Origin of the sequence: Shewanella sp. Scap07, from assembly GCF_013394145.1 — a bacterium.
Taxonomy (GTDB): Bacteria; Pseudomonadota; Gammaproteobacteria; order Enterobacterales; family Shewanellaceae; genus Shewanella; species Shewanella waksmanii.
Map to the genome: position 1 here is coordinate 4,333,586 of NZ_CP041329.1, position 26,864 is coordinate 4,360,449.

The 26,864-nt window shown below is 46.5% G+C and carries 18 protein-coding genes; 6 read left to right on the forward strand and 12 right to left on the reverse strand.

The annotated features are described in order from the left end of the window. Positions 1–31 precede the first annotated feature (31 nt). Together FLM48_RS19115 and FLM48_RS19120 are read left to right on the forward strand one after the other, a co-directional pair. Positions 32–3,106 (forward strand): efflux RND transporter permease subunit, encoded by a 3,075-nt coding sequence (locus FLM48_RS19115; RefSeq protein ID WP_028774992.1) that lies wholly within the window; start codon positions 32–34, stop codon positions 3,104–3,106. Between the two features lie 201 nt (positions 3,107–3,307). Then, the gene (locus FLM48_RS19120; protein ID WP_179025761.1) at positions 3,308–3,664 is read left to right on the forward strand and encodes a DUF6677 family protein; all 357 of its coding nucleotides are present in this window, start codon (positions 3,308–3,310) and stop codon (positions 3,662–3,664) included. 84 nt (positions 3,665–3,748) lie between these two features. On the opposite strand, the gene FLM48_RS19125 is transcribed toward FLM48_RS19120, so the two are convergent. From FLM48_RS19125 to FLM48_RS19145, 5 genes are all read right to left on the reverse strand, one after another. After that, positions 3,749–4,051, reverse strand: a complete 303-nt coding sequence (locus tag FLM48_RS19125; RefSeq protein ID WP_179025762.1) for a hypothetical protein — start codon at positions 4,049–4,051, stop codon at positions 3,749–3,751. Positions 4,052–4,403: 352 nt separating this feature from the next. Beyond that, complete coding sequence (locus FLM48_RS19130; RefSeq protein WP_179025763.1) at positions 4,404–6,806, reverse strand: zinc-dependent metalloprotease; 2,403 nt, start codon at positions 6,804–6,806, stop codon at positions 4,404–4,406. Positions 6,807–7,025: 219 nt separating this feature from the next. Next, positions 7,026–10,721 (reverse strand): response regulator, encoded by a 3,696-nt coding sequence (locus FLM48_RS19135; protein WP_179025764.1) that lies wholly within the window; start codon positions 10,719–10,721, stop codon positions 7,026–7,028. Positions 10,722–11,072: 351 nt separating this feature from the next. Beyond that, a complete protein-coding gene (locus FLM48_RS19140; RefSeq protein ID WP_179025765.1) occupies positions 11,073–12,707 on the reverse strand; it encodes a methyl-accepting chemotaxis protein in 1,635 nt (544 codons plus the stop codon). A gap of 245 nt (positions 12,708–12,952) precedes the next feature. Next, entirely contained in the window at positions 12,953–14,347 is a 1,395-nt protein-coding gene (locus FLM48_RS19145; protein ID WP_028774997.1) for a PhoH family protein, read from the reverse strand. A 424-nt stretch (positions 14,348–14,771) separates the two neighbouring features. Between FLM48_RS19145 and rapA the strand changes: the two genes are divergently transcribed. Both rapA and FLM48_RS19155 read left to right on the forward strand, forming a co-directional pair. After that, positions 14,772–17,678: an RNA polymerase-associated protein RapA gene (gene rapA, locus FLM48_RS19150; protein ID WP_179025766.1), complete on the forward strand. Its 2,907-nt coding sequence runs from the start codon at positions 14,772–14,774 to the stop codon at positions 17,676–17,678. Between the two features lie 123 nt (positions 17,679–17,801). Then, positions 17,802–18,653 carry a DUF3530 family protein gene (locus FLM48_RS19155; protein WP_179025767.1) on the forward strand — a complete coding sequence of 284 codons (852 nt, stop codon included), beginning with the start codon at positions 17,802–17,804 and terminating at the stop codon, positions 18,651–18,653. A gap of 25 nt (positions 18,654–18,678) precedes the next feature. Here FLM48_RS19155 and FLM48_RS19160 read toward each other — a convergent pair whose 3' ends face one another. Together FLM48_RS19160 and FLM48_RS19165 are read right to left on the reverse strand one after the other, a co-directional pair. Continuing rightward, the gene (locus tag FLM48_RS19160) at positions 18,679–19,179 is read right to left on the reverse strand and encodes a YqhA family protein (RefSeq protein ID WP_028775000.1); all 501 of its coding nucleotides are present in this window, start codon (positions 19,177–19,179) and stop codon (positions 18,679–18,681) included. Between the two features lie 136 nt (positions 19,180–19,315). After that, entirely contained in the window at positions 19,316–20,122 is an 807-nt protein-coding gene (locus FLM48_RS19165) for a crotonase/enoyl-CoA hydratase family protein (protein ID WP_179025768.1), read from the reverse strand. 362 nt (positions 20,123–20,484) lie between these two features. On the opposite strand from FLM48_RS19165, the gene FLM48_RS19170 reads away from it, so the two are divergent. After that, positions 20,485–21,480 (forward strand): response regulator, encoded by a 996-nt coding sequence (locus FLM48_RS19170; RefSeq protein WP_028775002.1) that lies wholly within the window; start codon positions 20,485–20,487, stop codon positions 21,478–21,480. A gap of 13 nt (positions 21,481–21,493) precedes the next feature. Continuing rightward, the gene (locus tag FLM48_RS19175; RefSeq protein ID WP_179025769.1) at positions 21,494–22,456 is read left to right on the forward strand and encodes a sensor domain-containing diguanylate cyclase; all 963 of its coding nucleotides are present in this window, start codon (positions 21,494–21,496) and stop codon (positions 22,454–22,456) included. A gap of 36 nt (positions 22,457–22,492) precedes the next feature. Here FLM48_RS19175 and rraB read toward each other — a convergent pair whose 3' ends face one another. The 5 genes from rraB to FLM48_RS19200 form a co-directional block, all read right to left on the reverse strand. Further along, on the reverse strand, positions 22,493–22,906 hold the full coding sequence (gene rraB / locus FLM48_RS19180) for a ribonuclease E inhibitor RraB (RefSeq protein WP_028775004.1): 414 nt from the start codon (positions 22,904–22,906) through the stop codon (positions 22,493–22,495). A 24-nt stretch (positions 22,907–22,930) separates the two neighbouring features. Then, complete coding sequence (locus FLM48_RS19185) at positions 22,931–23,662, reverse strand: 1-acylglycerol-3-phosphate O-acyltransferase (protein ID WP_028775005.1); 732 nt, start codon at positions 23,660–23,662, stop codon at positions 22,931–22,933. A gap of 184 nt (positions 23,663–23,846) precedes the next feature. After that, positions 23,847–24,638 (reverse strand): metal ABC transporter permease, encoded by a 792-nt coding sequence (locus FLM48_RS19190; RefSeq protein ID WP_179025770.1) that lies wholly within the window; start codon positions 24,636–24,638, stop codon positions 23,847–23,849. Between the two features lie 53 nt (positions 24,639–24,691). Beyond that, entirely contained in the window at positions 24,692–25,606 is a 915-nt protein-coding gene (locus FLM48_RS19195; protein ID WP_179025771.1) for a metal ABC transporter solute-binding protein, Zn/Mn family, read from the reverse strand. Beyond that, positions 25,590–26,798, reverse strand: a complete 1,209-nt coding sequence (locus FLM48_RS19200; protein WP_028775008.1) for a membrane protein — start codon at positions 26,796–26,798, stop codon at positions 25,590–25,592. Before FLM48_RS19200 ends, FLM48_RS19195 begins: the two co-directional genes overlap by 17 nt. Positions 26,799–26,864: the final 66 nt, after the last annotated feature.

Sequence of the window (26,864 nt, forward strand, 5' to 3'; positions counted from 1 at the left end):
AAGTTGGCGTTTTGACTAAGAGATTTTTTCAATGAATTTTGCAGAATATTCTATCACTCACAAAGTGATCAGCTGGATGTTTGCCCTGCTTTTACTGGTAGGCGGTTCAGTGTCATTTTTCAATTTAGGACAACTGGAGTTTCCTGAATTTACCATCAAACAGGCGTTGGTCGTTACCGCCTACCCTGGGGCATCGCCAGAGCAAGTTGAAGAAGAGGTCACCCTGCCCTTAGAGGATGCCTTACAACAACTTGAGGGCATTAAACATATCACGTCCGTTAACAGTGCGGGTTTGTCGCAAATTGAAATCGAGATGGATGACACCTTTGACGGTGAGCAGTTACCGCAGGTATGGGATGAGGTGCGCCGTAAAGTCAGCGACAAAACCATCGAGCTGCCACCCGGGGTATTAACCCCCAAAGTGATTGATGACTTTGGTGATGTGTACGGTATTTTGCTTAATGTCAGTGGCGATGGTTATAGCGACCGTGAGCTGCAAAACTACGCCGACTTTTTACGCCGCGAATTAGTGTTAGTTGATGGTATTAAAAAGGTCACCATTGCTGGCAAAGTGATGGATCAAGTCGTGGTGGAAATGTCTCAGCAAAAGCTCAACGCGCTAGGGCTCGACCAAGACTATATCTATAGCCTGATCCAGAGCCAAAACGTGGTATCTAATGCCGGCAGCATTCTCGTGGGTGACAATCGTATTCGCATTCACCCAACGGGTGAGTTCAACAAAGTTGAGCAGATGGAGCGCTTGCTTATTAGCCCACCGGGCAGTGCTAAATTAATCTACCTAGGTGATATTGCTACCATCTACAAAGACGTTGAAGAAACCCCAGAGAGTATTTACCACGCAGATGGTAAGTCAGCGCTGTCTATTGGGATTGCATTTGCCAGCGGCGTAAATGTGGTTAACGTGGGTGCGGCGGTAAATGCCCGCATGGATGAGCTACATAGCGAGCTGCCAATCGGCATGTCATTAGACACCGTTTATGATCAAAGCCAAATGGTTGATGATACGGTCAGTGGCTTTTTGGTTAACTTGGCCGAATCTATCGCGATCGTCATTGGCGTGCTGTTGATTTTCATGGGCGTGCGCTCAGGCTTGTTAATGGGACTGGTGTTACTGCTGACCATTCTTGGCACTTTTATCGTGATGAATGTGCTCAACATCGAGCTGCAAATTATCTCACTTGGGGCACTGATCATTGCATTGGGGATGCTAGTCGATAACGCCATTGTGGTCACCGAAGGTATTTTGATTGGCATTAAACGGGGTAAAACCCGCTTAGAAACCGCTAAAAGCGTGGTGTCACAAACCCAATGGCCACTCCTTGGCGCCACCATTATCGCCATTATCGCTTTTGCGCCCATTGGCTTATCTGGCGACTCCACGGGTGAGTTCTGTGTGTCACTGTTTCAGGTGTTGCTGATTTCACTGTTTATCAGTTGGATCACCGCAATGACGCTCACGCCGTTTTTCTGCAACCTGATGTTTAAAGATGGCGAAGTGACTGCGGATGAAGATGAGAAAGATCCTTATCAAGGTTGGCTATTTACCCTTTATCGCCACACGTTAAACTTGGCAATGCGTTTTCGTTCGGTCACGCTGCTACTGATCATCGCGGCGCTAGTCACTGCCATCATTGGTTTTGGTCAAGTGAAGAATGTGTTCTTCCCAGCCTCAAATACGCCAATGTTCTTCGTGGATGTATGGATGCCAGAAGGGTCTGACATTAAAGCAACCGAAAAACTGCTATCACGAATTGAAGCAGACATAATGCAGCAGCAAGTGGACCATGATATTGGCCTGACTAACTTAACCACAGTCGTCGGCCAAGGTGCACAGCGATTTGTGTTGTCTTATGTCCCAGAAAAGGGCTACAGCGCCTACGGTCAGTTACTGATTGAGATGCGAGATTTAGCCACCCTTAATCAATATATGCGTAAGCTGGAAGTGGAGCTTAGCCGTCGCTATCCAGAAGCTGAATACCGCTTCAAATATATGGAGAACGGCCCTAGCCCCGCAGCTAAAATTGAAGCACGCTTTTATGGCGAAGATCCACAGGTGCTGCGTCAACTTGCCGCCCAAGCGACCGCAGTGCTCAATGATGAACCGACCGCAGTGAGTGTGCGTCACAACTGGCGCAATCAGGTCAATCTAATAAGACCGCAGCTAGCATTGGCCCAGGCCAGAGAAACCGGCATCAGTAAGACCGATCTGGATAACTCATTGTTAGTTAACTTTAGCGGTAAACAAATTGGCACTTATCGTGAAAACAGCCATCTGTTGCCGATTATTGCCCGTGCACCTGCCAGTGAACGACTTGACGCTGAGAGTATTTGGAAGCTGCAAGTGTGGAGTTCAGATAACAATACCTTTGTGCCTGTGACACAAGTAGTCACTGACTTTACTACCGAGTGGGAAGATCCACTGATTATGCGCCGCGATCGTAAACGCGTGATTTCAGTGTTGGCCGATCCGGTCAATGGCACCAACGAGACCGCTGATTCGGTGTTTAGAAAAGTCAGAGCCGATATTGAGGCGATAGCACTGCCAGCAGGTTATGAGCTGGAATGGGGTGGCGAATACCAAACATCCCTTGAAGCACAAGAATCTGTGTTTAGCTCGATTCCTATGGGTTACCTGGCGATGTTTATCATCACGGTACTGCTATTTAACTCAGTCAGACAACCTTTGGTCATTTGGTTTACGGTTCCGCTGGCGGTCATTGGTGTTGTTGCAGGCCTACTGTTATTTGATGCACCGTTTAGCTTTATGGCCATGCTCGGCATGCTTAGCTTAACCGGAATGATCATTAAAAATGGCATTGTATTGGTGGATCAAATTAACCTTGAACTCAGTGAAGGGAAAGCGCCTTATCAGGCTGTGGTTGACTCGTCAGTGAGCCGTGTTAGGCCGGTATTGATGGCAGCCATCACCACTATGCTGGGCATGATCCCCCTACTGTCGGATGCCTTCTTTGGTTCAATGGCCATTACTATCATATTTGGTTTAGGTTTCGCGTCAGTACTGACACTGATTGTGCTACCTGTGACCTACACCTTAGCCTTTAGGATCCCTTATTCTAAGGCGTAACCCGTTGCTTCCCGGCAAGCCCAGTCCCAATGTTCTCATTGGGTTGGGCAGCTTAAGCTACCAGTGATCACATCAGTGCTTAAACACACTATGAAACACTTCAGTGAACATATGTTCACTGAAGTGATATAATTTACTTTCAGCTTATCGTAAAATAAGCCGGATCGATGGTATTTTGTTTTGTCTAGTGGGAAGGAACCTATGCACCGCGCTGCTAAAGCTGCACTTTTATCCGCTTTTATCTGCCCAGGCTCAGGGCACTTCTATTTAAGGCGTTACAACAGAGGAACGCTGATCTCTTGCTGCGCCTTGTTAGGCTTAGGCTTTTTGTTAGTGCAGGCCGTACACCAAGCAAGAAACATTATCAGCGAATTTACCAAAGGTAATATCAAGCTAGATCTCAGTGAAATATATGCTCTAGTGTCGCAATCGAGCAACGTCACCAACGATATGTGGGTTAATGTCGCCACCGTTATGTTTGCGGGCGCGTGGCTATACGGCATTGTAGATGCCTACCGCATCGGCCGTAAAGATGAGCAATCACTATCATCGGTGTAGCCCCGAAAAACCAGCTTGTTGTTACCACGATCAAAAAAGCATGCCTAGGCATGCTTTTTTAGATTTGTTGGCAATGATACTGAATTAACTTTGTTTTTTATGTGCTGCTGTTTTAGAAAAGTCATGTTCAATGGTGGTGATTGTGTTCACCATAGGCGCGGCATCGTTTTGCTCAAACTGATACTGCTGATTTGCCGCTGTCGTTTTAGAAAAGTCATGACGGGTTGAAGCTTGCTTAACAAAATTCTGCTTCGCTGCCGCATTTTGACTAAATTGGTAGCTTGATTTCGCCGCTGAGGTTTTAGAAAAATCAGGAATATCCGCCAATGTAGGGCTAGAGATCACGGCGAGTGTTACTGCTAGGGTCGCGCTGGTTAACAACTTCATATACAACTCCAATCTTATTGACCACAAGTAATTAACAACCACTTTAAAGTAATTGACAAGCGCTGTGAAGATTTTCTGCACAAATCATGCAAATTGATACATCTGTTGCTAATATACCGCGAACCACCAAAGCCAAAAATACTGCGTAAAGTAATAAAAAAGACACCACAGCAATCACTTAAACTGGTCAGCGCACATAGTTTAGATAAAAACACCAACTGAATAGCTTTTAGACAGAAATGCAAGCAGACGTGTCAAAGGGCTATTTGTTGTTAACAACTGCACCATTATTGCTCAAATTGGTACAAAAAAGGCCCCAAAATGGAGCCTTTAACATCACGACACTAAACCGCTAAATAGGTGAACCCGGTGGTAAGGTCAGCGGTTTATCAATCATTTTCACTTTGCTGTCAGCTAAGGCTTTGGTTAACCGTTTCTCCAACCAAGCAAAATGGGCAGCCTCATAAGCACTGCTACGTTTCACTTTACGCGATAGCTGTTTTAACGCGTATTTGAGTCTGTCATAGAGCTGTGCTTTTACCTCGCTACTCGTGTCTGCATGATGATAGCTAGCCAATAACTGCTCTAACACCACAGCGTTCACTCGCATCCATACGCCCAACTCGCGGCCTGTGGGAATATCTTCATACAAGGTGGCGCCTAGCACTTGGTTAACGAGCTTAGGCACTGACAGCTGTTCTTTATCGTTCAGATAACCTTGATTAACACGATTAAGACGGCTCGGCGCCAGCATCTGAGTTAATGTATGGCGACTTAATACTTCCGCCATGCCAATGGGGTCGTTAACCACTCCGACGCCAGAGTCAAAACTTTCCCGCGTAGCGTAGTAGTTACCCGATTTAGGCACTAAGCTTTCGCTGAGACCTTGGGGCAACACCAATTGCGCTGGGCTTAAGGTGGCAATCAGCGCATCGGCAGCCCCTTGTTGTAACTCTGGTGCCAAATAATGCCACTCTTTACCGTCTTCACCTTCTGCATATTGATAATCGACACCACCAATAAACTTGGCAGCGGCGGCGATCTGATAGCGGGTCAGCAGATAAATCGGTACGAAGCTGTCTCTGAGTTCACCATAGGGTTGGCCTTGCAGTAACACGCTATCGGAGAAGTTGCTAATAGCTTGCTGGCGTACTTCACCTAAACGTTGCAGTTCGGCAACGGGATCGCTGCCATTATCCCACAAGCTGGCATAGGCATGGCTAGCCCCCAAGGCACGTGAATCAGCTTCTCCGATATAACGTAACCCTTGGCGCTGAGCACTTTGACGTAGCTCAGCCAAATGCGCTTGTTGTGCATCGCTATCGGCCATTTCGCTATAGCCGTAAGCCACGGTATAAAGATCCCAAGCACCTAGCCCTTCATCATAGGGCTGACTGATATCAATTTGCTCGCCATTGAGGCTCACTTTAGGGTGAGGATAATCCATCACTGATGCATTGTTGTTACTGGATGCGGCAAAGTTATGATCTAGGCCTAAGGTATGGCCAATTTCATGGGCGGAGAGTTGACGTATACGTGCTAGGGCTAGCGCGCTCGCGGCTTGCTCTGCCGCTTCACGGTCTTGCCAACCAGCGGTTAGCCCTCGGGCAATAAGATGATCTTGGCGCACTCGTTGGCTACCTAAAGTCACATGACCTTTAATGATCTCACCGGTACGAGGATCGGTAATCGCGCTGCCATATGACCAGCCGCGTGTTGCCCTGTGTACCCATTGAATCATGTTATAACGAATATCTTGCGGATCGGCATCTTCTGGTAACAGCTCGACCTTAAAACCATCAATAAAGCCTGCCTCGGTGAAAGCTTGCTCCCACCAGCGCGCACCATCGAGCAGTGCTGTTCTTATCGGCTCAGGCACCCCCGGATCTAAATAATAGGTGATCGGTTTGACGACTTCGCTTGGGGCATCGCCTGGGGTAACTTTTTGCAAACGATGTCGTAGCAGATGACGCTGCACTATGTCTTGGTTGACCAAGGTGGCATAGTCAAGGTAGCTGTCGGACAGATAGCCGCTCATGGGGTGATAAGCACGCGGGGTAAAGTTATCATCGGGCAACTCAATGAAGGAGTAGCGCATACGGATAGACATAAACTGGCCATCTGGCGTCACTTGCTTAACATATTTACCTGATTTGTCTGCATTAAATGTGAGCAGTACATCTACATCACTGTTTTTCTCAAACGACTTCACTCCTTCAGGCAGGATCAATGAGCGCTCAGTGTCTAAACGATATTGCCCTTGATCACGTGCCGCCAGCATTTGGGTTACGCCGTGCAGATCATTAATGACTAAATCATTGATAGCCACGAGTGCACGTTTACCTTCTACCAGTTTTCCACGCCACAACACCGACTCGGCAAAAGCTTCTTTCACCGCCCGTTGTTCAGCCAGATTGTCTGTGGTCGCACGATACTGGGTATTGAGCTGCTTAAGCACTAAGTAAGGACCATGGCGTTCAAACTGTACCAGACGGGTATAACCCAATTGACCACGGTCTAAGCCGATATCATTGGATCCTACGCCGTGTGGCAAGCTGGTCAGCATAAGGAAAGGTTGATTGAGCTTGTTTGCTTCGAGATATAACTGACCGTCAGCTTTAGCATAAAAGAGGTTGATAAACCCGGTAGCCGCTTGGCTTTGCTTGATAATCTTGCTGCTTGAGGTTGCCGCAAAGGCATCGACACAGGGCGCCGTGGCCAGCACAACGGCTAGCGCAACAGTTGAGAGCTTCATTTATTCTCCTTGTAAGGGCACGGCAATTTGCGAGTAGCTTTTTCTGTTGTGGTTGTCACTACATGGGACGGCAAATTGCTTGATCAAAATGGCTTTAACACAATCAGTTTCAGGTAGAGTTGTTGCGCTAAATTTAACCACTAGCTTAAACAGCTAATGGCCAAGCCTCAAGTGTAAATGTTTCATCTTTGCTTGAGGCGGCCATACATTAGGCTGGGGCTAGCTTTTTTGGTTGATCCAATGGGTTAAGGTGTCGAACAACTCATTGAGAACGATCGGTTTGGTGATGTGAGCGTTCATGCCTGCTGCCAAGCTTTTCTCGCGGTCACCCGACATCGCGTGGGCGGTCATGGCAATGATCGGTAGCTCTGTGGCGCTGTATTGCTTACGCAGCTCTTGCGTGGCGGTTAAACCATCCATAACCGGCATTTGAATATCCATCAATACCGCATCATATTTTCGCTTAGCAATCATATCGATAGCAATTTGACCATTGTCAGCCACATCGACTTCATAACCGGCACTCTTAAGCAGTTCAGTGGCAACCTGTTGGTTGATAAAGTTATCTTCCACCAGCAAGATATCACCGCTTTGCTCGGTTTCACTCTCTTTTGGCAGCTCTTTGACCGGATTCAATGCCGGTTTATCAATGAACGCAGAGATGATTTCATCAAACAGTGCCGATGCTTTAAATGGTTTTTGCAACATGGCAAAGATGTTGGCCTTGTCGGCATCTTCTTTGAGTGGCTCAGAAGCATACGCGGTCATCATGATGATCACCGGACGCTTATCTAAACGACCATCGGCAACCATCGCATCAAGCTCGCGAATCACTTCAATACCGTCCATTTCTGGCATCATCCAGTCTAGCAACAGCAAATCGACCGGCTTTTTACTTAGCTTAAACAGGGCTTCTGCACCCGTGGCTGCAGTATCAACATCAAAATGGAAGTCACGCATAACCGTTGAATAAATCTGCAGCGCTGTCGGGTTATCATCGACCACTAAGGTGGTGAGGTTATCGAGCACTTCCGGCACCACTAAAGGTTTAATCTCTGCTTCTTCTGCAATCTCAAAGCTGATGGTAAAGCTAAAGGTACTGCCGACGCCAATCTCACTTTGCACCTGCATGGTGCCGCCCATCATGGACACTAAGTGCTTACTAATCGACAAGCCTAACCCTGTACCGCCGTACTTACGTGTGGTTGAACCATCGGCCTGGGCAAAGGCATCAAACAGGTTCATTTGCTGTTCTTTACTGATACCAATACCGGTATCACGCACCCAGAACTTCAAGGTAATGCGGTGATCGCGCTCACCGACATCTTCACAACCCAGTTCAATCTCACCGGTTTGGGTGAACTTGACCGCATTAGACAGCATGTTAATCAGGACTTGCCCTAAACGCAGTGGATCGCCTTCTAGGATCAAACCCGCGGTAACCGGAGCATACAATAACAGTTCAACGCCTTTCTCTTGCGCCTTCAGCGCGTTGAGATCGAGCGCATGATCAAGCACTTTGTCCAGCGGGAATGACACCCGCTCTAGCTCAAGCTTACCGGCTTCAATTTTAGAGAAGTCGAGAATATCGTTAATGATCCGCAGCAGTGACTGCGCCGAGAAACCGGCTTTATCAAGGTAGTCTTGCTGTTGTTGGGTCAGCGATGTGCGCTGAGCCAGCTGCAACATCCCAATGATGGCGTTCATTGGGGTGCGAATTTCATGACTCATGTTAGCCAAGAATTCACTTTTATATAAGTTAGCCGATTCAGCATCTTGCTTAGCTTCTAACAGCGCCACCTCGTTACTCTTATGGCGGGTAATATCTTTATGGGTACCAACCATACGCTTAGGTTGTTTTTCCGCGGTAAACTCAACCACACGACCACGGGAAAGCAACCAATGGTATTGGCCGGTTTTGCCGCGCATTCTAAATTCAATATCGTAAGCGCCAATGGGGTCGGCAAGATACGCTTCACGGTACTCTTCAACACGAATCCGATCATCTGGGTGAATCAGATCGTCCAAGGTGGAGACCAAAGCGGGGAACTCATTGCTCTTATAGCCCAACATTGAGTAATAAGCTGGATTACAGATGATCTGCTCTGAATCCAAGTACCAATCCCACAGACCATCTTCTACCGCATCCATCGCTAAATGGTAGCGCTCTTCTGAAAGACGCAGCTGCTCAGCCGACTCATATTCTCGGGTGACATCACGCCATACGGCAATCAAACCCAACAACTCACCACGACGGTTGTAGAATGGCAGCTTGAGAATATCGAGCAACACCGGCTTACCGGCCAGCTCGACTTTTTCTTGATAGCGCAGCGGCGTACGCTCTAACAATACCCGTTCATCTTCCGCACGAATTCGTGCCGATTGCTCATCACTGGTCAGCTTGATTGAGTCTTGGCCAATCATCTCGCTTTCGCTGTAACCCAGCATACGTTCAGCCGACTTGTTGCAACCTAAGTACTTACCTTCTTTGTCCTTAAACACAATCGCTTCGGGAATAGAGTCAAGTAACGATCGCAGCAAAGCGTATTCTCGCTCACGGCGTTCCGTGGTCTCTTTTAGCCGCTCGGTACGGCGGGCAACCAGCTTATCCAAGCGCCTATTTTGCTCTGCAAGGTGTCGGGTATATTGCTGGTTCTCTTCAAAAATCCGACTCACCAACTGGAACCACGGCTCCCAACCTGGAGTGATCTTCTCCGGTGGTTTACGCGGCGTTTGTGAGCAACTTTCTAGGTGCGTCAGCAACCTCGATGCCGGGCTTACAAAAGAGCGGCGAGTTTGCCAATGCACAATGGTCACCAATACCGATAAGGCAATCACCACTAAGATAAAGGTCAGCTCCAACTTGTCCCAAGACTCACTAAAAAGATCGCTCTCTTTTTGCAGATACAATAAGCGCCACGGGGCATTTTGTAGCGCCACTGAGTGAATGTAGTAACCGTTGCGAATAATGCCTTCATGGGCTGAATACAGCTCAGATTCAGGCACTGAGTGCAGCTCCGATGGGATCTTTTGGCTGATGTGATATACCCGATTAATGTCATCGGTATCTGTGCCGCTGTGCGACAGAATATTGTTGCGCTGATCAAGCAAAATAACCGTGCCGGGCATTTTAAAGTACAAGCGCATCTGCTTGGCCAGCGAGGCTAACGTCATATCCAAATTGATAGAGCCGATAAACTCATCTTCAAGATAAATAGGCACACCAAGCGTGGTTAATAGACCTTTGTCAGTTGGCTCCACATATGCTGGGCTCCAAAAAACTGTGCGCTGTGGATTCATTGCTGGGGTAGCCAGTTGGAACTGGTTTTTATTCAGTAATTCTTCTCTAAATCGCTGCTCATCTGAGGGCCAAGGGTAATAGGACATGATGCGGCGCTTAGAGATATAGTAGATCGATGAGGCTTTCGGTGCGGCTTCGGTCGCGACCGGAAACGATAGCGACAACTCAAATAGCATCTCTAATTCTTGATAAAACTTATCACTGCGACCATTAAGCGATCCTGAGCCTGTGATGCGTCCCATATTGGTAAACGGCTCACCACTTTGGGCATAACTCGGTTCTAGGGTAAAAAACTGGCCGCTTTCATTAAACTTTTCATATTGCGGTAACCGCTCACTACGAACCAGCTCCCCAAGACGAAGATGATCTACCGCCACATTACGTAGACTTTTTACCGCTCGAATGCTGGATTCTAATAACAGATCGATCTGCAATACATGGCGCTCGACCAACTCCTCACGCTGCTCCATCATGGTGGTCTTTTGGCGTTCAAAGAAAAACCATGCGGTTAGCAATGCCATAATGATCACACCTATATAGGTGTAGAACACGGCGCGATTGTAGTTTTTCTGTATCGGCGACTTCAGTTGAAGATCCGGCTCAGTTGATTTCATCAATTACCCTTGAGAACAGCTATGAATACACGGCTGGTCCATGCCATGTCTTAATCAATTCCTCATATAGTATCAGGAACATAGATCAATGGAATACTCTATATTACCCCACAACAACAATTATCAATCTACGACAAAGGCCGCAAAAACAAGCACACCAAGCCAAAATTGCAGCTTAGCAAAATCAACTTAGCGAAGCGGAACTGACAATCTGTAATATCAAAGACACGTAAACTGTGGGATTAGTTCAATATCTGCCTGACAGATATTAGTATAAAAAACTGAAAAACCGGAAATAAAAGGCCACGAATAACGTGGCCTTGTTGCAAATCGCGATCAAACAAATGCGAGTTAGCTGGTTTCTACTTTAAAGCGCCCCACAGCCAGTTCAATTTCATTGGCAAGCTGGTGCACTTGAGTTGAAGCATCACTGGTGTCAGTAGCGATTTCTTTAGTTCGATAAATTTGCTCATTGAGGCTGTGTAGATTCTTATTAATGTCATCGGTGACAGCTGTCTGCTCTTCAGTCGCGGCAGCAGTTTGAGTTGTCATATCACTCACCGTTGAGATGCTGGCTAAAATGCGCTCCAAAGACTGCTCCGTTTCTCTAATCAAGTTAACGGTACTAGAGACTTTATTAAAACCATCTTCAATCTGATTGACCACATCACCCACGCCCGCTTGCAATGCCTCAATCATAACTTGAATGCTATCTGTACTCTCTTGGGTTTTCTGCGCTAATGATCTGACTTCATCAGCCACTACCGCAAAACCGCGGCCCTGTTCGCCGGCTCGTGCAGCTTCTATGGCAGCGTTGAGCGCCAACAAATTAGTTTGCTCGGCCACGCCACGAATCACATCTAACACCCCGGATATATTGTTTGAATCCTCCGAGAGCTTTTTACTCCCCTGTGCGGCGTTTTCTATGCTGCCATACAAATGATCTATCTCTAATACCGATTCCTTGATTTTTTCACTGCCTTGCTGCGCTTTCACCATAGCACTTTTGGTTTCATCCGCAGTGGTTGAGGCGATATCGGCCAACTCTTTGGTGGACATGCTCATTTGATGCACTGCACTCACTATCATATCCGATGCACTGCTTTGCTTGTCGGCGACTGCCAATCCACTGTTGGCAGATAACATCAGCTGTTCTCGACTCGAAGATAATTGAACAACCTCTTGGCGAACCTGTGAGATAAGCCCGTGCAAACTTTCGATAAATTCATTAAACGCTTGGCCTAACTCACCAATCTCATCCCGTTGCTTGATGGCAATTTTTTGGGTCAGATCGCCGCCACCTGAGGTGATCTCGTTTATACCATTTTTTATTTCCTGCAGCCGCTGCAACAACAGTTTCTGACTGTACACTGCCGTTATTATTGACAGCAGCAACACGGATATGGTCACAATTAGTGCCACCGTTTTATAACCTGCATTCGAATCACGGATCTGTTTTTTTAACAGCTCAGCTTTGGTAAAAGCACTTTCACCGGCCAAATCATAAAGATCTCGAAGCTCTGCAAAGCTCTCTACCGACGCGCCTTGGGCCAATGACCTTGCCTCTTGTAATCGGTCGCTCGCCGCTAAGGAAATAACTTGCTGTACATTACGTTCCCAAACATCATAGGCCCGCTCAAACCCTTGTAGCGAAGCTAGTACATCTGGATAGGCGGCCATTAAGTCACGATACTGATTAAAGCGTTGTTTCGCCTGCTGAGCATTTTCTTCAATTGTAGCCACTAAGTCCCCTGCATTAGCGGCACTATTGACCAATTCAACTTCTGCAACGCGCGCTTGGTATAGATCCCGGTCAGCATTGAGTACTGCACTGATTGCCGGAATAAAGCTGTCGGGAAAAACTTCGGCACTTTGCTCCAACTTATTGGTCAGAAGCTGATTGGCAAACATCACCGTAATCAGAGCCAGCAAGGCAATAAACAATGGAATGGAGTATTTTATTTTGATACTTAAACTGTCAAACATTACTTGGTCCCTCACAACTCATTACACCGGTATAGCGATACTTCAATAATGACTTGATGTTTGATTATTGATTACGAAACGGGCTAAAACCACCAGATACAGCAAATAAAAAACGACTGACTGGTGAACTAAATTCAGTATATCATTGAAAATAATCAACAATAACAAGCAGATGACAATTGATACAAAAAGACCACAATTAATGTGGTCTTTTGCGAGATGCTTCAAATAACGGCGGGATAAAGCTATAAGTTTTCCTCGGCAAACTCTGCCAAGCGTGAGCGCACAACCCCGTTTAGGTAAACGTTGGCACTGCCTTCAAAGTCTTTAAATCGCTCGACAATATAGGTCAATCCCGAGGTCACTGGCGTCAAGTAATTAGAATCGATTTGCGCCAAGTTACCGCCGCATATCAGCTTAGTGCCCTCGCCCATGCGGGTGATCATGGTTTTGATTTGCGATGCGGTCAGGTTTTGACACTCATCTAGAATCACCACCGAATTTTGAATCGAGCGGCCGCGCATAAAGTTAATCGACTTAAACTGAATATTGGCCTTATCCATGATGTAATTCATACTGCCACTCGGGTTAACATCATTTTTATGCAGAACCTCAAGGGTATCGGTGATCGCCGCTAACCAAGGCGCCATTTTCTCCTCTTCGGTGCCCGGTAAGAAACCAATCGACTCTGCAATCTCGGGGGTGTTTCGAGTGACAATCACTTTGTCATACAGGCCTCTCTCCACCACCATTTCCAACGCCGCAGCCATCGCTAACAGGGTTTTACCACAGCCTGCTGGGCCGGTTAAAATGACCAAATCAATATCTGGATCCAGTAAGGCTTGCAGCGCCATGCCTTGGTAGATATTTTTTGGCCTAATTCCCCACGCATCGAGGTTAAGCAATCTATCTTTGCCTAAATCGAGAATTTTGACATCTTCGGTCGGCGGTGCCATCACTCGACCACAAAAATTAGATTCTTCGTCAATTAAATACTGATTGGTATAAAAGTGCTCTTCTCCCACCTCGTCAGTGGGCACCGTATGAATGGTTTGTCTGCCATGACTTTCGGTCGATACATGCTCTTTACGTGCCCAAAAGTCGCCTTCAAATTGATGAAAACCTTTGGTTAAAAAACGAATATCGTCAATTAACTGATCGGTTCGGTAGTCCTCTACATGTTGGATACCTGCCCCTTTGGCTTTGAGGCGCATGTTGATATCTTTAGTGACGAGTACGACTTTGCGAGGTTGGTGCTGAAGCTGCAAATGTAAGGCTGTGTTGATGATGCAGTTATCGTTATTGTCACCGGGTAGCGATGCTTGCGTATTATCGATTTGGTGATCGGGGAAAATAGAAAGTGTGCCGTTGGCATCACTGTGGTCTTCACGGCGTGGCAGCGGTACGCCCTGAACAATTTGTTCTGGTGTGGTCTTGCCCCCTAAAATATCTTCTAATGCACGGATGGCGACCCGGGCATCTCGGCTTACATCTCGTTTTCTATCTTTAATTACATCCAGTTCTTCTAGAACCGTCATTGGCACGACTACATCATGTTCCTTAAAAGAATAAATCGCTAAAGGTTCATGCAGTAGCACGTTGGTATCCAGTACAAACAACTTTCTGTCGTCTTGTTCCATGGCGCCTCCAAATTGTGCAATATTTTTAAATTAACGAAATAAAACGAACTCCTATTTTGAAAAGTGGAAATGACTTATGCCTAATCTCATACTGCCAGCATATTTCCAACTCATCAATGCTCCAATTAAGTTTTTCACTCGTAGGCAAATCATAAATAGCCTGCCTAGATGACAAACAGATGACTACGGCCCTGATGGGCTTATGCCCGCTCAAATAACCAACAAGTTGCACAATATCTGTCACCCAAGGTAGTGCCAAAACCTGCCAGCGACAAAGCAGCAAGCCAATAAATATCAATTGCTGAATTTGTAATCTATCGTGTTGGCCATTACGCTAATATTAGCGGGTTCAATTTTCAAAATGCTCGCGATTGGTATAACATACGCGCCCCCTTGTGATTCACCCAGTAAATGAGAAATATTAATGCCCTTTTCTTTAGGTCAACGTTGGATAAGTGACACCGAATCAGAGCTTGGTTTAGGTACGGTAGTTGGAATTGAAGGCCGTATGGTCACACTTATGTTTCCTGCCACGGATGAGAACCGCATGTTCTCACGTAACGATGCCCCATTAACCCGTGTTATCTACAATCCGGGAGACAGTATTGAGAGCCACGAAGGTTGGAGCTTAACTGTCAGTGAAGTTGAAGAAAAAGATCAATTAATCATTTACCACGGTAGCCACAATGACACCGGCGAGGCTGTGAGTCTGCGAGAGACCTTGCTTAACCACAACATCCGTTTTAATAAGCCGCAAGACCGTCTGTTTGCTGGGCAGATCGATCGTCTTGACCGTTTCGGTGTGCGTTACCAATGCCAGTTACTGCGCCATAAATTGGCAACATCAGACTTACTTGGCTTACAGGGCCCACGAGTTGGACTGATCCCACACCAACAATGGATTGCCCATGAAGTTGGACAGCGATTTGCTCCGCGGGTGTTACTGGCCGATGAAGTTGGTCTAGGTAAAACCATTGAAGCCGGTTTAATTATTCATCAGCAGCTACTCACCGGCCGTGCTGAACGCATCTTAGTGATTGTGCCAGACACTTTGCGTCATCAATGGCTAGTAGAAATGCTTCGCCGCTTCAATTTACGTTTTTCCGTGTTTGATGAAGATCGCTGCGTTGAAGCCTATGCCGATAACGACAACCCATTTTACACCGAACAACTGGTCATCTGCTCACTTGAGCTGCTGCGTAAGAAAAAGCGCCTCGATCAAGCACTCGATGCAGACTGGGACTTAATGGTGGTTGATGAAGCCCACCATTTAGAGTGGACCGAAGAGGCACCAAGTCGTGCCTATCGTGTTGTTGAAGCCTTAAGTGAAGTGGTACCTGGAGTATTACTGCTTACCGCAACACCGGATCAATTGGGCCATCAAAGCCACTTTGCGCGCTTACGCTTGCTCGATCCTGATCGCTTCTACGACTACCAAGCGTTTTTAAATGAAGAGCAAAGCTACAAAGAAGTAGCCAGTGCGGCCGATGCGCTCAGCAGCGGTAAGCAACTCAGTGACGAAGCCGTCAACAGCCTCACAGAACTACTGAGTGAAAAAGACATCACACCAACGCTGCGCCTGATTGAAGATGACAGCTTAGATATCGACCTGCGCAACAGCGCCCGTGATGAGTTGCTACAAGAATTGCTCGACCGCCACGGTACCGGCCGCGTGTTGTTCCGTAATAGCCGTGCGTCAGTAAAAGGCTTCCCGGTTCGCCATTTCCATCCACACCCTCAGGCTATGCCGCAGCAATATGTGACTGCGGCGAAAGTCGGCGCAATGATGAATGGCCACTTAGATACCCAAGGCAAAGTTAAGCAGGCCCTTAGCCCTGAGAAAATTTACCAAGAATTTGAAAGTTCTAGCGCCAGTTGGTGGAAGTTCGATCCGCGAGTTGATTGGTTGATTGATTTCCTTAAAAACCATCGCAGCAAGAAAGTGCTGATTATCGCTAGCCAAGCAGAAACAGCATTGAGCTTAGAAGAAGCCCTGCGTACCCGTGAAGGGATTCAAACCACGGTATTCCACGAAGGCATGTCGATTATTGAGCGAGATAAAGCCGGCGCCTACTTTGCACAAGAATCTGGTGGTGCTCAAGCCCTTATCTGTAGTGAAATTGGCTCTGAAGGTCGTAACTTCCAGTTTGCCAGTCACTTGGTATTGTTCGATCTACCACTGAACCCTGATTTGCTTGAGCAGCGTATTGGTCGCTTAGACCGAATTGGGCAAAACAACGACGTTGAAATTCATTTGCCTTACCTCGCGGGTACTGCGCAAGAGTCATTGATGCAGTGGTATCACCAAGGCCTTAACGCCTTTGAGCAAACCTGCCCCAGTGGCCACATCTTATTTAGTGAGTTTGCTGAAGAGCTATTAAGTCAACTCGTAGCGCCAGATAGCGACAATATGACTTTGCTACTCAACCATACTCAGACGCGCTACAAAGAGCTAAAGCTCGCCATGGAACAAGGCCGCGATAAACTGCTAGAGATTAATTCTCACGGTGGTGAGCGCGCCAATAAACTGGTTAATGAGTTAGCAGCTAAAGATGAAGATACTCACTTAATTGGCTCAGTGATCCGGCTATGGGATATTATTGGTGTAGAGCAAGAAGATAGCGGTGAAAATGCCATCGTTCTGCACCCTAGCGAACATATGATGTTCCCAACCTACCCAGGGTTGCCAGAAGATGGCATCACGGTGACTTTCGATCGTAATGTGGCGCTATCTCGAGACGATATCGCTTTGATCACCCAAGAGCATCCGCTAGTACAAACCGGCCTGGATTTAATTACTTCTTCTGAAACCGGCACCACGAGTGTGGCAGTGCTGAAAAACAAAGCGCTACCCGCAGGCACCATATTTCTAGAGTTGATCTACATGGCCGATGCCTCTGCACCTAAATCGAGCCAGCTGTATCGTTACTTGCCGCCTACACCAGTACGTATCTTGCTGGACAAAAACGGCAATAACCTATCGGACAATGTCAGCTATGACAGTTTTGATAAGCAGCTTAGTGCGGTCAATCGTCATATTGCCAGCAAACTAGTCAATGCTTCACAAGCCTTATTGCATCCACTGCTCAGCACCGCGGCCGAGTTTGCAGATAAAGAGCTAACCCTACTTGCAGAAGGGGCACGAGCTAAAATGACCGAGCAGTTAACCGGTGAATTGGAGCGACTGGAAGCATTAAAAGCTGTGAACCCCAATATTCGTGATGAAGAGTTGAGCCATTTAACCGAGCAGATGGCTGAGCTAAACGGCTATATTGATAACTGCCAACTGCAACTTGATGCCATTCGACTTGTACTGGTTAGCCACGCTTAACCTTAGCTAGCTTGATAACCAATTAAGCCTCAGTTTCTACTGGGGCTTTTTATTTTTTGCGCTACAACTAAACGGCGTTGATTGCTATTATACTTGCTCTATATTCATTCAGTATTGTCGACTATGCCACATCTCTTGACCGCTACGCTTGTGCTGCTCAGTTTGCTGTTCAGCCACTCATTAAACGCTGAATCTTCACGGTATGATTATCTTGATGCCAAAGAAGTGGTGAGCCTAGGCAATGATGACAGCGGCCAAGCATTGGTGAGGTCGTGGCGTGGTAAGCATCAATTTGGCGCGGCAATTCTAGTGGCTGATTTTGGCGCCCATGCTGATGAAGCTGGTGTGGTGCAGTATATACGTCGCCACATTAATCCTCAGGGGTGGGCCAGCATTGCTATCACACCACCTGCGGCAATTTCGCCGGCAAACTATGCCACTGAGGCAAGTGAAGTCGCCAAAGCTGGCGAAAAGCAGCTCAGTGAACAAAATAATAAACCACTAAAAAAATATTCTGACGAGCAATGGCAAAAACTCACCGACACCCAAGTTAACCAACTAACAGCCACGTTAGATCAGCTCGACAGTGTCGGGGCAGCTTATCCGGGCAAGCGCATGCTGATCACCTTAGATCGCAGCGCAGGAGTGGTAATTAGCTTGCTCAGCGAGAGCAAGTTGCCTAAGCCAGATATCTTAGTAGTGATAAATCCTTACCGATTTCGCGATCAGGAAAACCAGCTCATCCCTGAGCAACTCGCTCAGCTCGAGATCCCTATTTTAGACATTCAATCTAACGACGGCCACAGCGCCTCACAAGCCACTGCCACCCAGCGCAAAGCATTAGCGCCGATGGCAGCACCACTGCGCTATGAGCAGCAATATTTGTCGTTAAATATTAATCAAAGTGCCAGTTGGCCAGATGTGATGAGGTTGATAGCAGGCTTTGGTCGTCGTATCGACAAAGCCTACCCATAAGCTTCAATGTTGTTGGCTTTGTGCGTTAGCTCGGCTTATCTTTACTGAGCATCAGTGCTAATGCTACCAGCACCACAATGATGCCCATATAAAGTAACTCTAGCATCGACTCTGGCTTCATTTCAGTAAAGTAGGAGAACACTTTGATGATTAACATCATCAAAATCACTTTGCCTAATTTGCTCTTAAGTGAATCAATGCTGCTAATTTGCAATATTTTACCGCCGGTCTCACTTTCTTCTGCGGCATTGAGCTTACTGATAAACAGCTCATACAAACCAAAGGCAAATATCAGTAACACAGAACCTAATAGGAAAGTATCGAGGATCTCTACCACCACCATCACTAACTCATTGCGCACATCATGACTGCCTGACATGAGATAGTGCCATAGCAGCTCAACCATGTGCACCACATCTTTAACGCCCATGATAAACACCACAAACGCGCCAGCAATACAGGCAAATACCCCTAACATTACGGATAAACGGCTACCCCATAAAAACCGTTCAAACAAATTTTGCATTATCTAAAGTCCTTGATATTCAACATTAAGCTGCATAATAGCAATCCCTTGTGACAACGTCATTTTTGACTTTAGCTTAAGCGCTAAACCAACAAAGCCAAAATTTTAGCCACATCGCTTGGCCGCACTCTGAGACTTACCACCAAGACTGGCGCTGCTTATAGGGTTTATCGGGATGTTTACCCTGCCGCTGAGCGGCCACCACGCGATTTTTGCCTGCAAGTAAACCAATCTGAAACCGTGACTCACGGCTTAATAAACGGCGGATACTGTTAGTCCAATTGCGATTAATACTGTGCTTAATCGCCGCATTGGCATCAGGTGAAGTACGCATTAACTCTGTCGCCAGTTGCTTGGCCGCTTCAATGGGTGCCGCTTCTACTCGAGTCACTAAGCCTAATGCCTTGGCCTCATTGCCAGAGTATATTGCAGCTGTCATCGTCATCAGCATGGCCTGATCTTTACCAACCAGCTCGCGCAAACCAACTAGCCCCGCCATATCAGGCACTAAGCCCCACTTAGCTTCCATAACCGATAGTTGGCTATCAGGGCTGGCAATACGGTAGTCACATCCCAGCGCAATCTGCATCCCGCCGCCGTAACAGATGCCGTCAATCGCACAAATCACCGGCACCGGTAAACGGCGCCAACCAATGGATACTCGTTGCGCTAGATTGGCGTTGCCAGGCAACCATTTAAATAGCAATTTAACTGCCTGCATCGCCGATGACATTACGCTTTTTACATCCAGACCGGAGCAAAAGTTGTCACCATGGCCAAATAACACCACCGCCTGCACATCGCGCCGCTGACTGATCTGCTTGATCGTTTGATCTATGCTAGTAAACATTTCAAAGCTCAGCGCGTTGTATTTGTCAGTACGATTAAGCCCCACCATGGCTAGGCCCTGATGGATATCTAAGGTTACGAGTGTTTGCGTCATTGTTTTCCCTTTAACTGGTCTGTCCACTCTTTGAGGTTAACATATTTGGCTTCATTGGCTAAAAGTTATAACATTGCGTAATAAATTTGACTGACGTCAAAATATCGTCTCTAGGATTTGTGCAGAGGTTTCAATCTGATAGTCAGGCGATTAACATTATGTTCACGCTATATCGATACACTTTACGATATAAAAATCGACAACATATAGCACAAAAAAGGGAGCCTCAATGCGCCATTGACGGGCATTAGGTCGTAAAGTTAAACAAATAAAATATTTGCCCATCACAGCAAATCGACATACGAAATGTTGATTTAAGTGTTATCTTCAATATATGGGTAAATTAGGATGTTGATAAGAAAATGTCGATCCCAGTGCTAATTTGTGATGATTCTGCGCTAGCAAGAAAGCAGATGGCCAGAACCCTGCCTAAAGAGTGGGACGTGGATATTACCTTTGCCAATAACGGTGCAGAAGGGATTGATGCGATCCGCGCTGGTAAAGGTGAAGTGGTGTTTCTCGACCTTAATATGCCGGTAATGGACGGCTACGAAGTACTTGAAACGATTCAAAAAGAAGATCTGCCTGCACTGGTAATCGTGGTGTCTGGCGATATTCAAATCAAAGCCCATGAGCGCGTCAAAGCAATGGGCGCACTCGATTTCATCCAAAAACCAGTCAGTGCCGATGCCATTAGCAATATCCTCCAAGAGTACGGCATATTAACCATCGCATTAGGCGAAGACAGCAACGAAAGCCCAATGATCGAAGTCGATCTTCGTGACGCTTGCCAAGAGGTTGCCAATGTTGCCATGGGACGGGCTGCCGACTTACTCGCAAAACTACTTGATGTCTTTGTGCTCTTGCCCATCCCTAACGTTAACGTATTGGAAGTCAGTGAGCTAACAATGACGTTAAAAGCCACTGAAGAGAGCGGCACGGTATCAGCGCTATGTCAGGGCTTTATCGGCGCTGGTGTTGCTGGCGAAGCCTTACTGCTATTTCATGATTCATCATTTCAAGATATGGCTAAACTCATGGGCCTCGCTAACCCGGAAGATACCAATACTGAAACTGAAGTGATGATAGATACTGGCAATGTGCTGATTGGCGCGTTTCTCAGTGGTATTTCTGAACAGTTGCATATGAAATTTAGTCAAAGCCACCCAGTAGTGATTGGCAGACATTGCACTGTGAACGATCTCATTCATGATAATTCGGAAAAATGGGCGCGTACCTTAGCCATGGAGATCAACTACCGAATCGAAGACCATGATGTGCAATGCGACCTGTTGCTACTATTTACTGAAGACTCATTACCTACGCTGAACTTTAAGCTAGGTTACTTGTTAGATTAGGCTGGATATCCGCATGGCTCATGATCAAAGCGCAATGAACGAACTGCACTGGCTCATCGATATGGTGCAAACCATTGAGGTTGGCTTAGTGGTGTTAGATCGTAATTATAATATCCAGTTGTGGAATGGTTTTATGGAAAACCACAGCGGTGTTTCACCTAATTCAATTAAGGGTAAAAACCTGTTTGAACAGTTCGACTACCTGCCAGATGAATGGCTTAAACAGAAAATGGAATCGGTTTTTCTATTAAAAAACCGGGCCTTTATTAGTTGGGAGCAACGACCCTACGTATTTAAGTTTGGTAACTATCGACCCATTACTGGTCGAGCCGACTTTATGTACCAAAATGTCACTCTTTTGCCGCTGTCATCGCTCACTGGGCAGATCACTCACATCAGTATGATTGTCTACGATGTCACCGACGTTGCCATCAATAAACTGCAATTAAAATCAGCCAACGAGCGCTTAGAACACCTCAGCCAAACCGATGGCCTAACTCAATTGCATAACCGCCGTTATTGGCAGCTATGCATGCAGCGAGAATTTGAACGCCATAGCCGTTACGGAGATGATACCAGCTTGGTGATGTTTGATATTGACCATTTTAAACGTATCAACGACACCTTTGGTCATATCGCGGGGGATAAAGTAATTCAACATATCAGCCATATCCTCAAACAGTCGCTGCGTGAGACCGATTGTGCTGGACGTTATGGCGGTGAGGAGTTCTCGGTGGTACTGGCCAACACTTCAGCTAAAGATGCACTGACCTTTGCTAACCGCTTAAGAGAGAAAATTGCCGAGTCGGAAATGCGCTATGAAAGCGCCGTTATAAAAATCACCGTCAGTATGGGGATTTGCGATCTCAGCACTAGCTTAAATAACAGTGGTGAATGGCTATCTCGGGCTGACCAAGCTTTATATGATGCCAAAGAAGCTGGCCGTAACTGCTGCATGATATACCAACAAAAATAGCCATAAAAAAAGCCCCTTACGGGGCTTTTTTAACGATTAATGAAACTGATTTTGCTCGTCATCATCGTCTTCATCTTCACGATACTCTTCACCATTTTCATCGATGAAATAAGTTCCCCAGCCATCGTAATCGACCTTTAATTTAGCCGCTAGATTGATGAGCTCCTCGCAGGCCTTATCAAGTAAAGCCACTTCAAGGTTGTGATAAGCAATCGCATCAAAGCAATAAATCACTTTACCATCTTCAAGTTCCAGCTCTTCGGCGTCATTGACTTCGAAACCCAGTTTAAACAACTCAACAGCCGCTTTCTCAAGGGCATCGAATTTCGCTGAAGAAAAGTGATGTTCAATGGTGTACTCCGCTTCAGGGTTTGACCCATCAGCCAATACCGCTTCAACAATCTCTTTATTTTCTTGCTGTTGCTGTTGCAACAGATGCGCTACGGACATACTTGCTCCACAAAAAGGTGTAAATTAAACCGCCGGTTTGGCCATCAAAGCTTGGGCCTCTTGGTTTAATTGTGCCAATTTATCGGCCATTAAACCATGAATACGTGTCGACAGCTCTTTAACCTGTGACTTAGCTAAGCCTTTAGTTTCAATCGGCTCCATCATTTCAATGATGACCACACCGTTATTCCAACGGTTAAGGCGAATGTGTTCTTGGTTAGATGCCAAAACTGGCACCATCGCCACACCCGCTTCTATGGCCGTATGAAAAGCACCGGACTTAAAGGGCAATAAACCTTTGCCACGAGAACGTGTTCCCTCTGGAAATATCCAGATAGACAAACATTTATCTTTAATTTTCCGCGCAGTATTCGCCATTGTCTCAAATGCACGACTACGGTTCTTACGGTCAATTAAGATATTGCCTGATAACCAATACATCTGCCCAAAAAACGGTATCCAAGCTAAGCTCTTCTTACCTAAACTCACCGTACCTTTAGGTACTGCAGCGGTATGGGTAAACATATCAAAGTTATTTTGATGATTTGCCAGAAAAATACACGGTTCTTTGGTTTCTTGCTTAGGGCGTCTAACAATGACTTTAATCCCTAAAACTGGCGCGGCCCATGAAAATATTTTGGCGAACATATGTACGTTATTACGGTGGCGTGGTCTGATTAAACAGAACAAGCAACCAAACACAAATGCCAGTACTAGCATAATAGCTAAGATCAGAGATCTGAGAATTAATAGCACAACATACTCCTGTGAAATCGGTGGCCGTATTATAGCAGCAAGCCAAAACGACTTACACCTGTAGCCTGAGTTAATCGCTAACACTTTGACTTTAAGCGTAAAGCCTAACTATGAAATGCGGATGACATCATAGCCAACGCCAGCAACTTCACCAGTTAATTTGTGTTAATTAACCCTATTATCGCTAATTTGGTGCATTTTTCGCTGCTAAATCTAACTGATCAGACCTTTTCAGCAAAAACCGAAACGACACCGCACTCACTGCAAGCGTAGCCACAATCGCCGCACCACTAGGTAGATCCCATATCGCAGAAGCCAGCAAACCGGCAATATAACCAATCAACCCCACCCCATAAGCAATGGCCAACTTGCCACGACCAACGTATTTGTTGACCGCTAAGGCAGGCAAAATTAAGGTACTAAAGACTAAATACACCCCAACAAGCTCGACTGACAAAGTGATGACAATGGCAAACAGCAGATAGAACCCCATACCATCTAGGATTGATGGACGCAGCACAACCAAGGACAACACCGCAATCGACACTATGGCAGGAATGACTAATTGTGACCAACTAACCCACAAGATTTGCCCTGACATCAATTGCTTGAGCATCTCTGCGCCGTGGGGATCATTAGCCAGCAATAACATCGCTGCCACCGCCGCCAACACATAAAAGCAGCCTATCACCGCCTCAAGTTCATCGCGCATACGTTGTGACAGCCACGCAATCACGGCAGCACCGGCCAGTGCGAACAAAGCTGGCATCCAAAAATTAACGTATGGCAGATGCTCTAAATCATGATTCGTGTGGGCAAAAATCGCCCCTAAAGCAGCAACCTGCGCAATAGCGAGGTCGATAAAGATAATGCCGCGTTTGAGTACTTGGCGGCCTAGAACTACATGGGTAGATATAACTAAAATACCTGCAGCAAGTGCAGGTAATAGAATAGAGAGCAGATCCCAATCAAACATAATGTTATCCCAAAACGGGCTTAGGCAAGCCAGGCTCACCTAAGCCGCTAGGTTTATTTTGACATTGTCGTCAACATCATTGTAATGACACTATCATAAAACGAGAATAGATCTTGGCTTTGCTTATTACCACCAACAGACATAGGTAGCTGCAACACGGGAATGTTTGCTCGCTCACCCAGCCATTGTGCGCCACGATCATCTTGGTAAGAAGTGATAATCACTGCAGCAATATCACCTTGATTGGCCCGTGATAATAACTGGCTCAAATGACTGGTGCTCGGTGGTAAACCGGGCTTAGGTTCCAAGTCGCCAACCTGCTCCATACCTAGCCAGTTAAATAGGTAACGGTAACTAGTGTGATACGCAATCACCTTTTTACCTTTTAACTTAGCAGCTTGCGCTTCCCACTGCGGGATTTTGGCTTGCCAACGCTGGGCAAAATCAGCATAAGCTTGGCGGTACTGCTGGGCATTATCCGCGTCAACTTGCGCCATTTTCTCACTCAGCGCTTCGCCTACCTTGAGCAAACGATAAGGATCTAAGTGCAAATGCGGATTACCTTTGGCATGAACATCGCCCATTGAGCGATCCACTTCTTTGAGCTGATCTAACGTTTCTACATGCTCAGCGGCAAAAAACAATCCTTGTTCGGTCGAGCGCACCTTAGCGTTAGATGACTTCATTTGCAGCATAGGCAGCCAACCAATCTCTAAATCGGCTCCGGCGCACACGGCGATATCCGCCTGGCGCATTTTGGCGATCAAACTGGGTCTGGCTTGCACTTGATGGGGGTCTTGCATTGCCGTTGTGGCCGAATACACCTTGGCATCTGGCGCAATCTCTTGCGCTAATGCGGCATATTCTGGTTCACAGGCAAAAACGTTCAATCCCGCGTGGGCCATTGAGCTTACACTCAATGCCGCCGCCGGAATGACCGCTAGTAACCATTTAGTATTGATGCGCACCGTGAGCCCCCAATGTCATGACATATTGAAGTGTGATGATATTGTCATCTTCGAAACCTTCAAAGTTAGTCCCTTGCTGGTTAGTGTATTGTAGACGCACTGTCGAAAAGTGACTGTGATGCCACGCCAAACTCACCTCGGTTTCTTTCAATTTTTGGCCGTGGAAATGATCTTCATGTAGTTCTTGGGTATCAACTTCGCCATAACGAAGACCAGCAGACCAGTTAGGGCTGAACTGATACACACCACTTAGGTACCAACCAGTTAGGTCATCTGGGCCGTGATCATCGTGACCGGCTTCATGTTCATCATGGTCATGATCGTGCTCATCTAATGGAGCAAAGTCAGTGACCTTGAAGTACTCACCACTTAATGTGAAGTGTTGATATTTGTAGTTGCCGTCAGGTGCCCACTTGTAGACAAAATCAGCAATATAGGTGTTCTCACCGGTATAGCGGGCAGCATGGCTATGGTCGTGACCATGGTCATCATCGCCATGCTCTTCATGCTCATCTTCTTCATGTGCAGTTAGACGGCCATTTTCATTACGTAGATAACTAAGGCCAACCTGCCATGAGCTACTCACACCAATATCACCGCCAAACTTAGTGTAGGCAGAATACACACCGACATTTTCAAACTCACGCTCGCCATGTTCATCTTCAGCGCGCATGTCATCACCCTTAAAGGCTTCGACACCCATAGTCCAATATAGGTCTGTTGGCGCAACATAGTCTAGACGTACACCATCATCAAAATAGTGACCGCCAAGGAAAGCGCGGTAAGCAGCAGGTCTGTCTGAGAAAGAATCTGTGTGGACATGTTGGTTGTTTAAGTAACCAACATCAGATAAGAAGCGACCGGCACGAACTGAAAATCCGCCAGGCATCGCCAAAGTTTGGATAAAAGCTTCTTCTAAACCTAACTCTGTATCACCGTCATGCATTTCAACGATGGCAGTGACTTTACCGTAAAACATATCATCGATATTGGCACTCATCGCAAACTCAGTATGACCAAGACCAAATCCTTCAACGCGCTCAGCCATTGGGCGTTCACCCGACTGATAGTAGCCATCTAATACCGCACTAATGTTTGGATTAGTCAGTGACGAATCCTGTGCAGAAGCTGACATAGATACCATAGCGCACGCTACCGCAACCGAAGATAAACGGGTAGTAAGGGTTTTCATATTTTCTCCAAATAACTCTAAGTCCCTTTCAGCTCGCAGCCAAAAGGTTAATTTATTAAATTTATT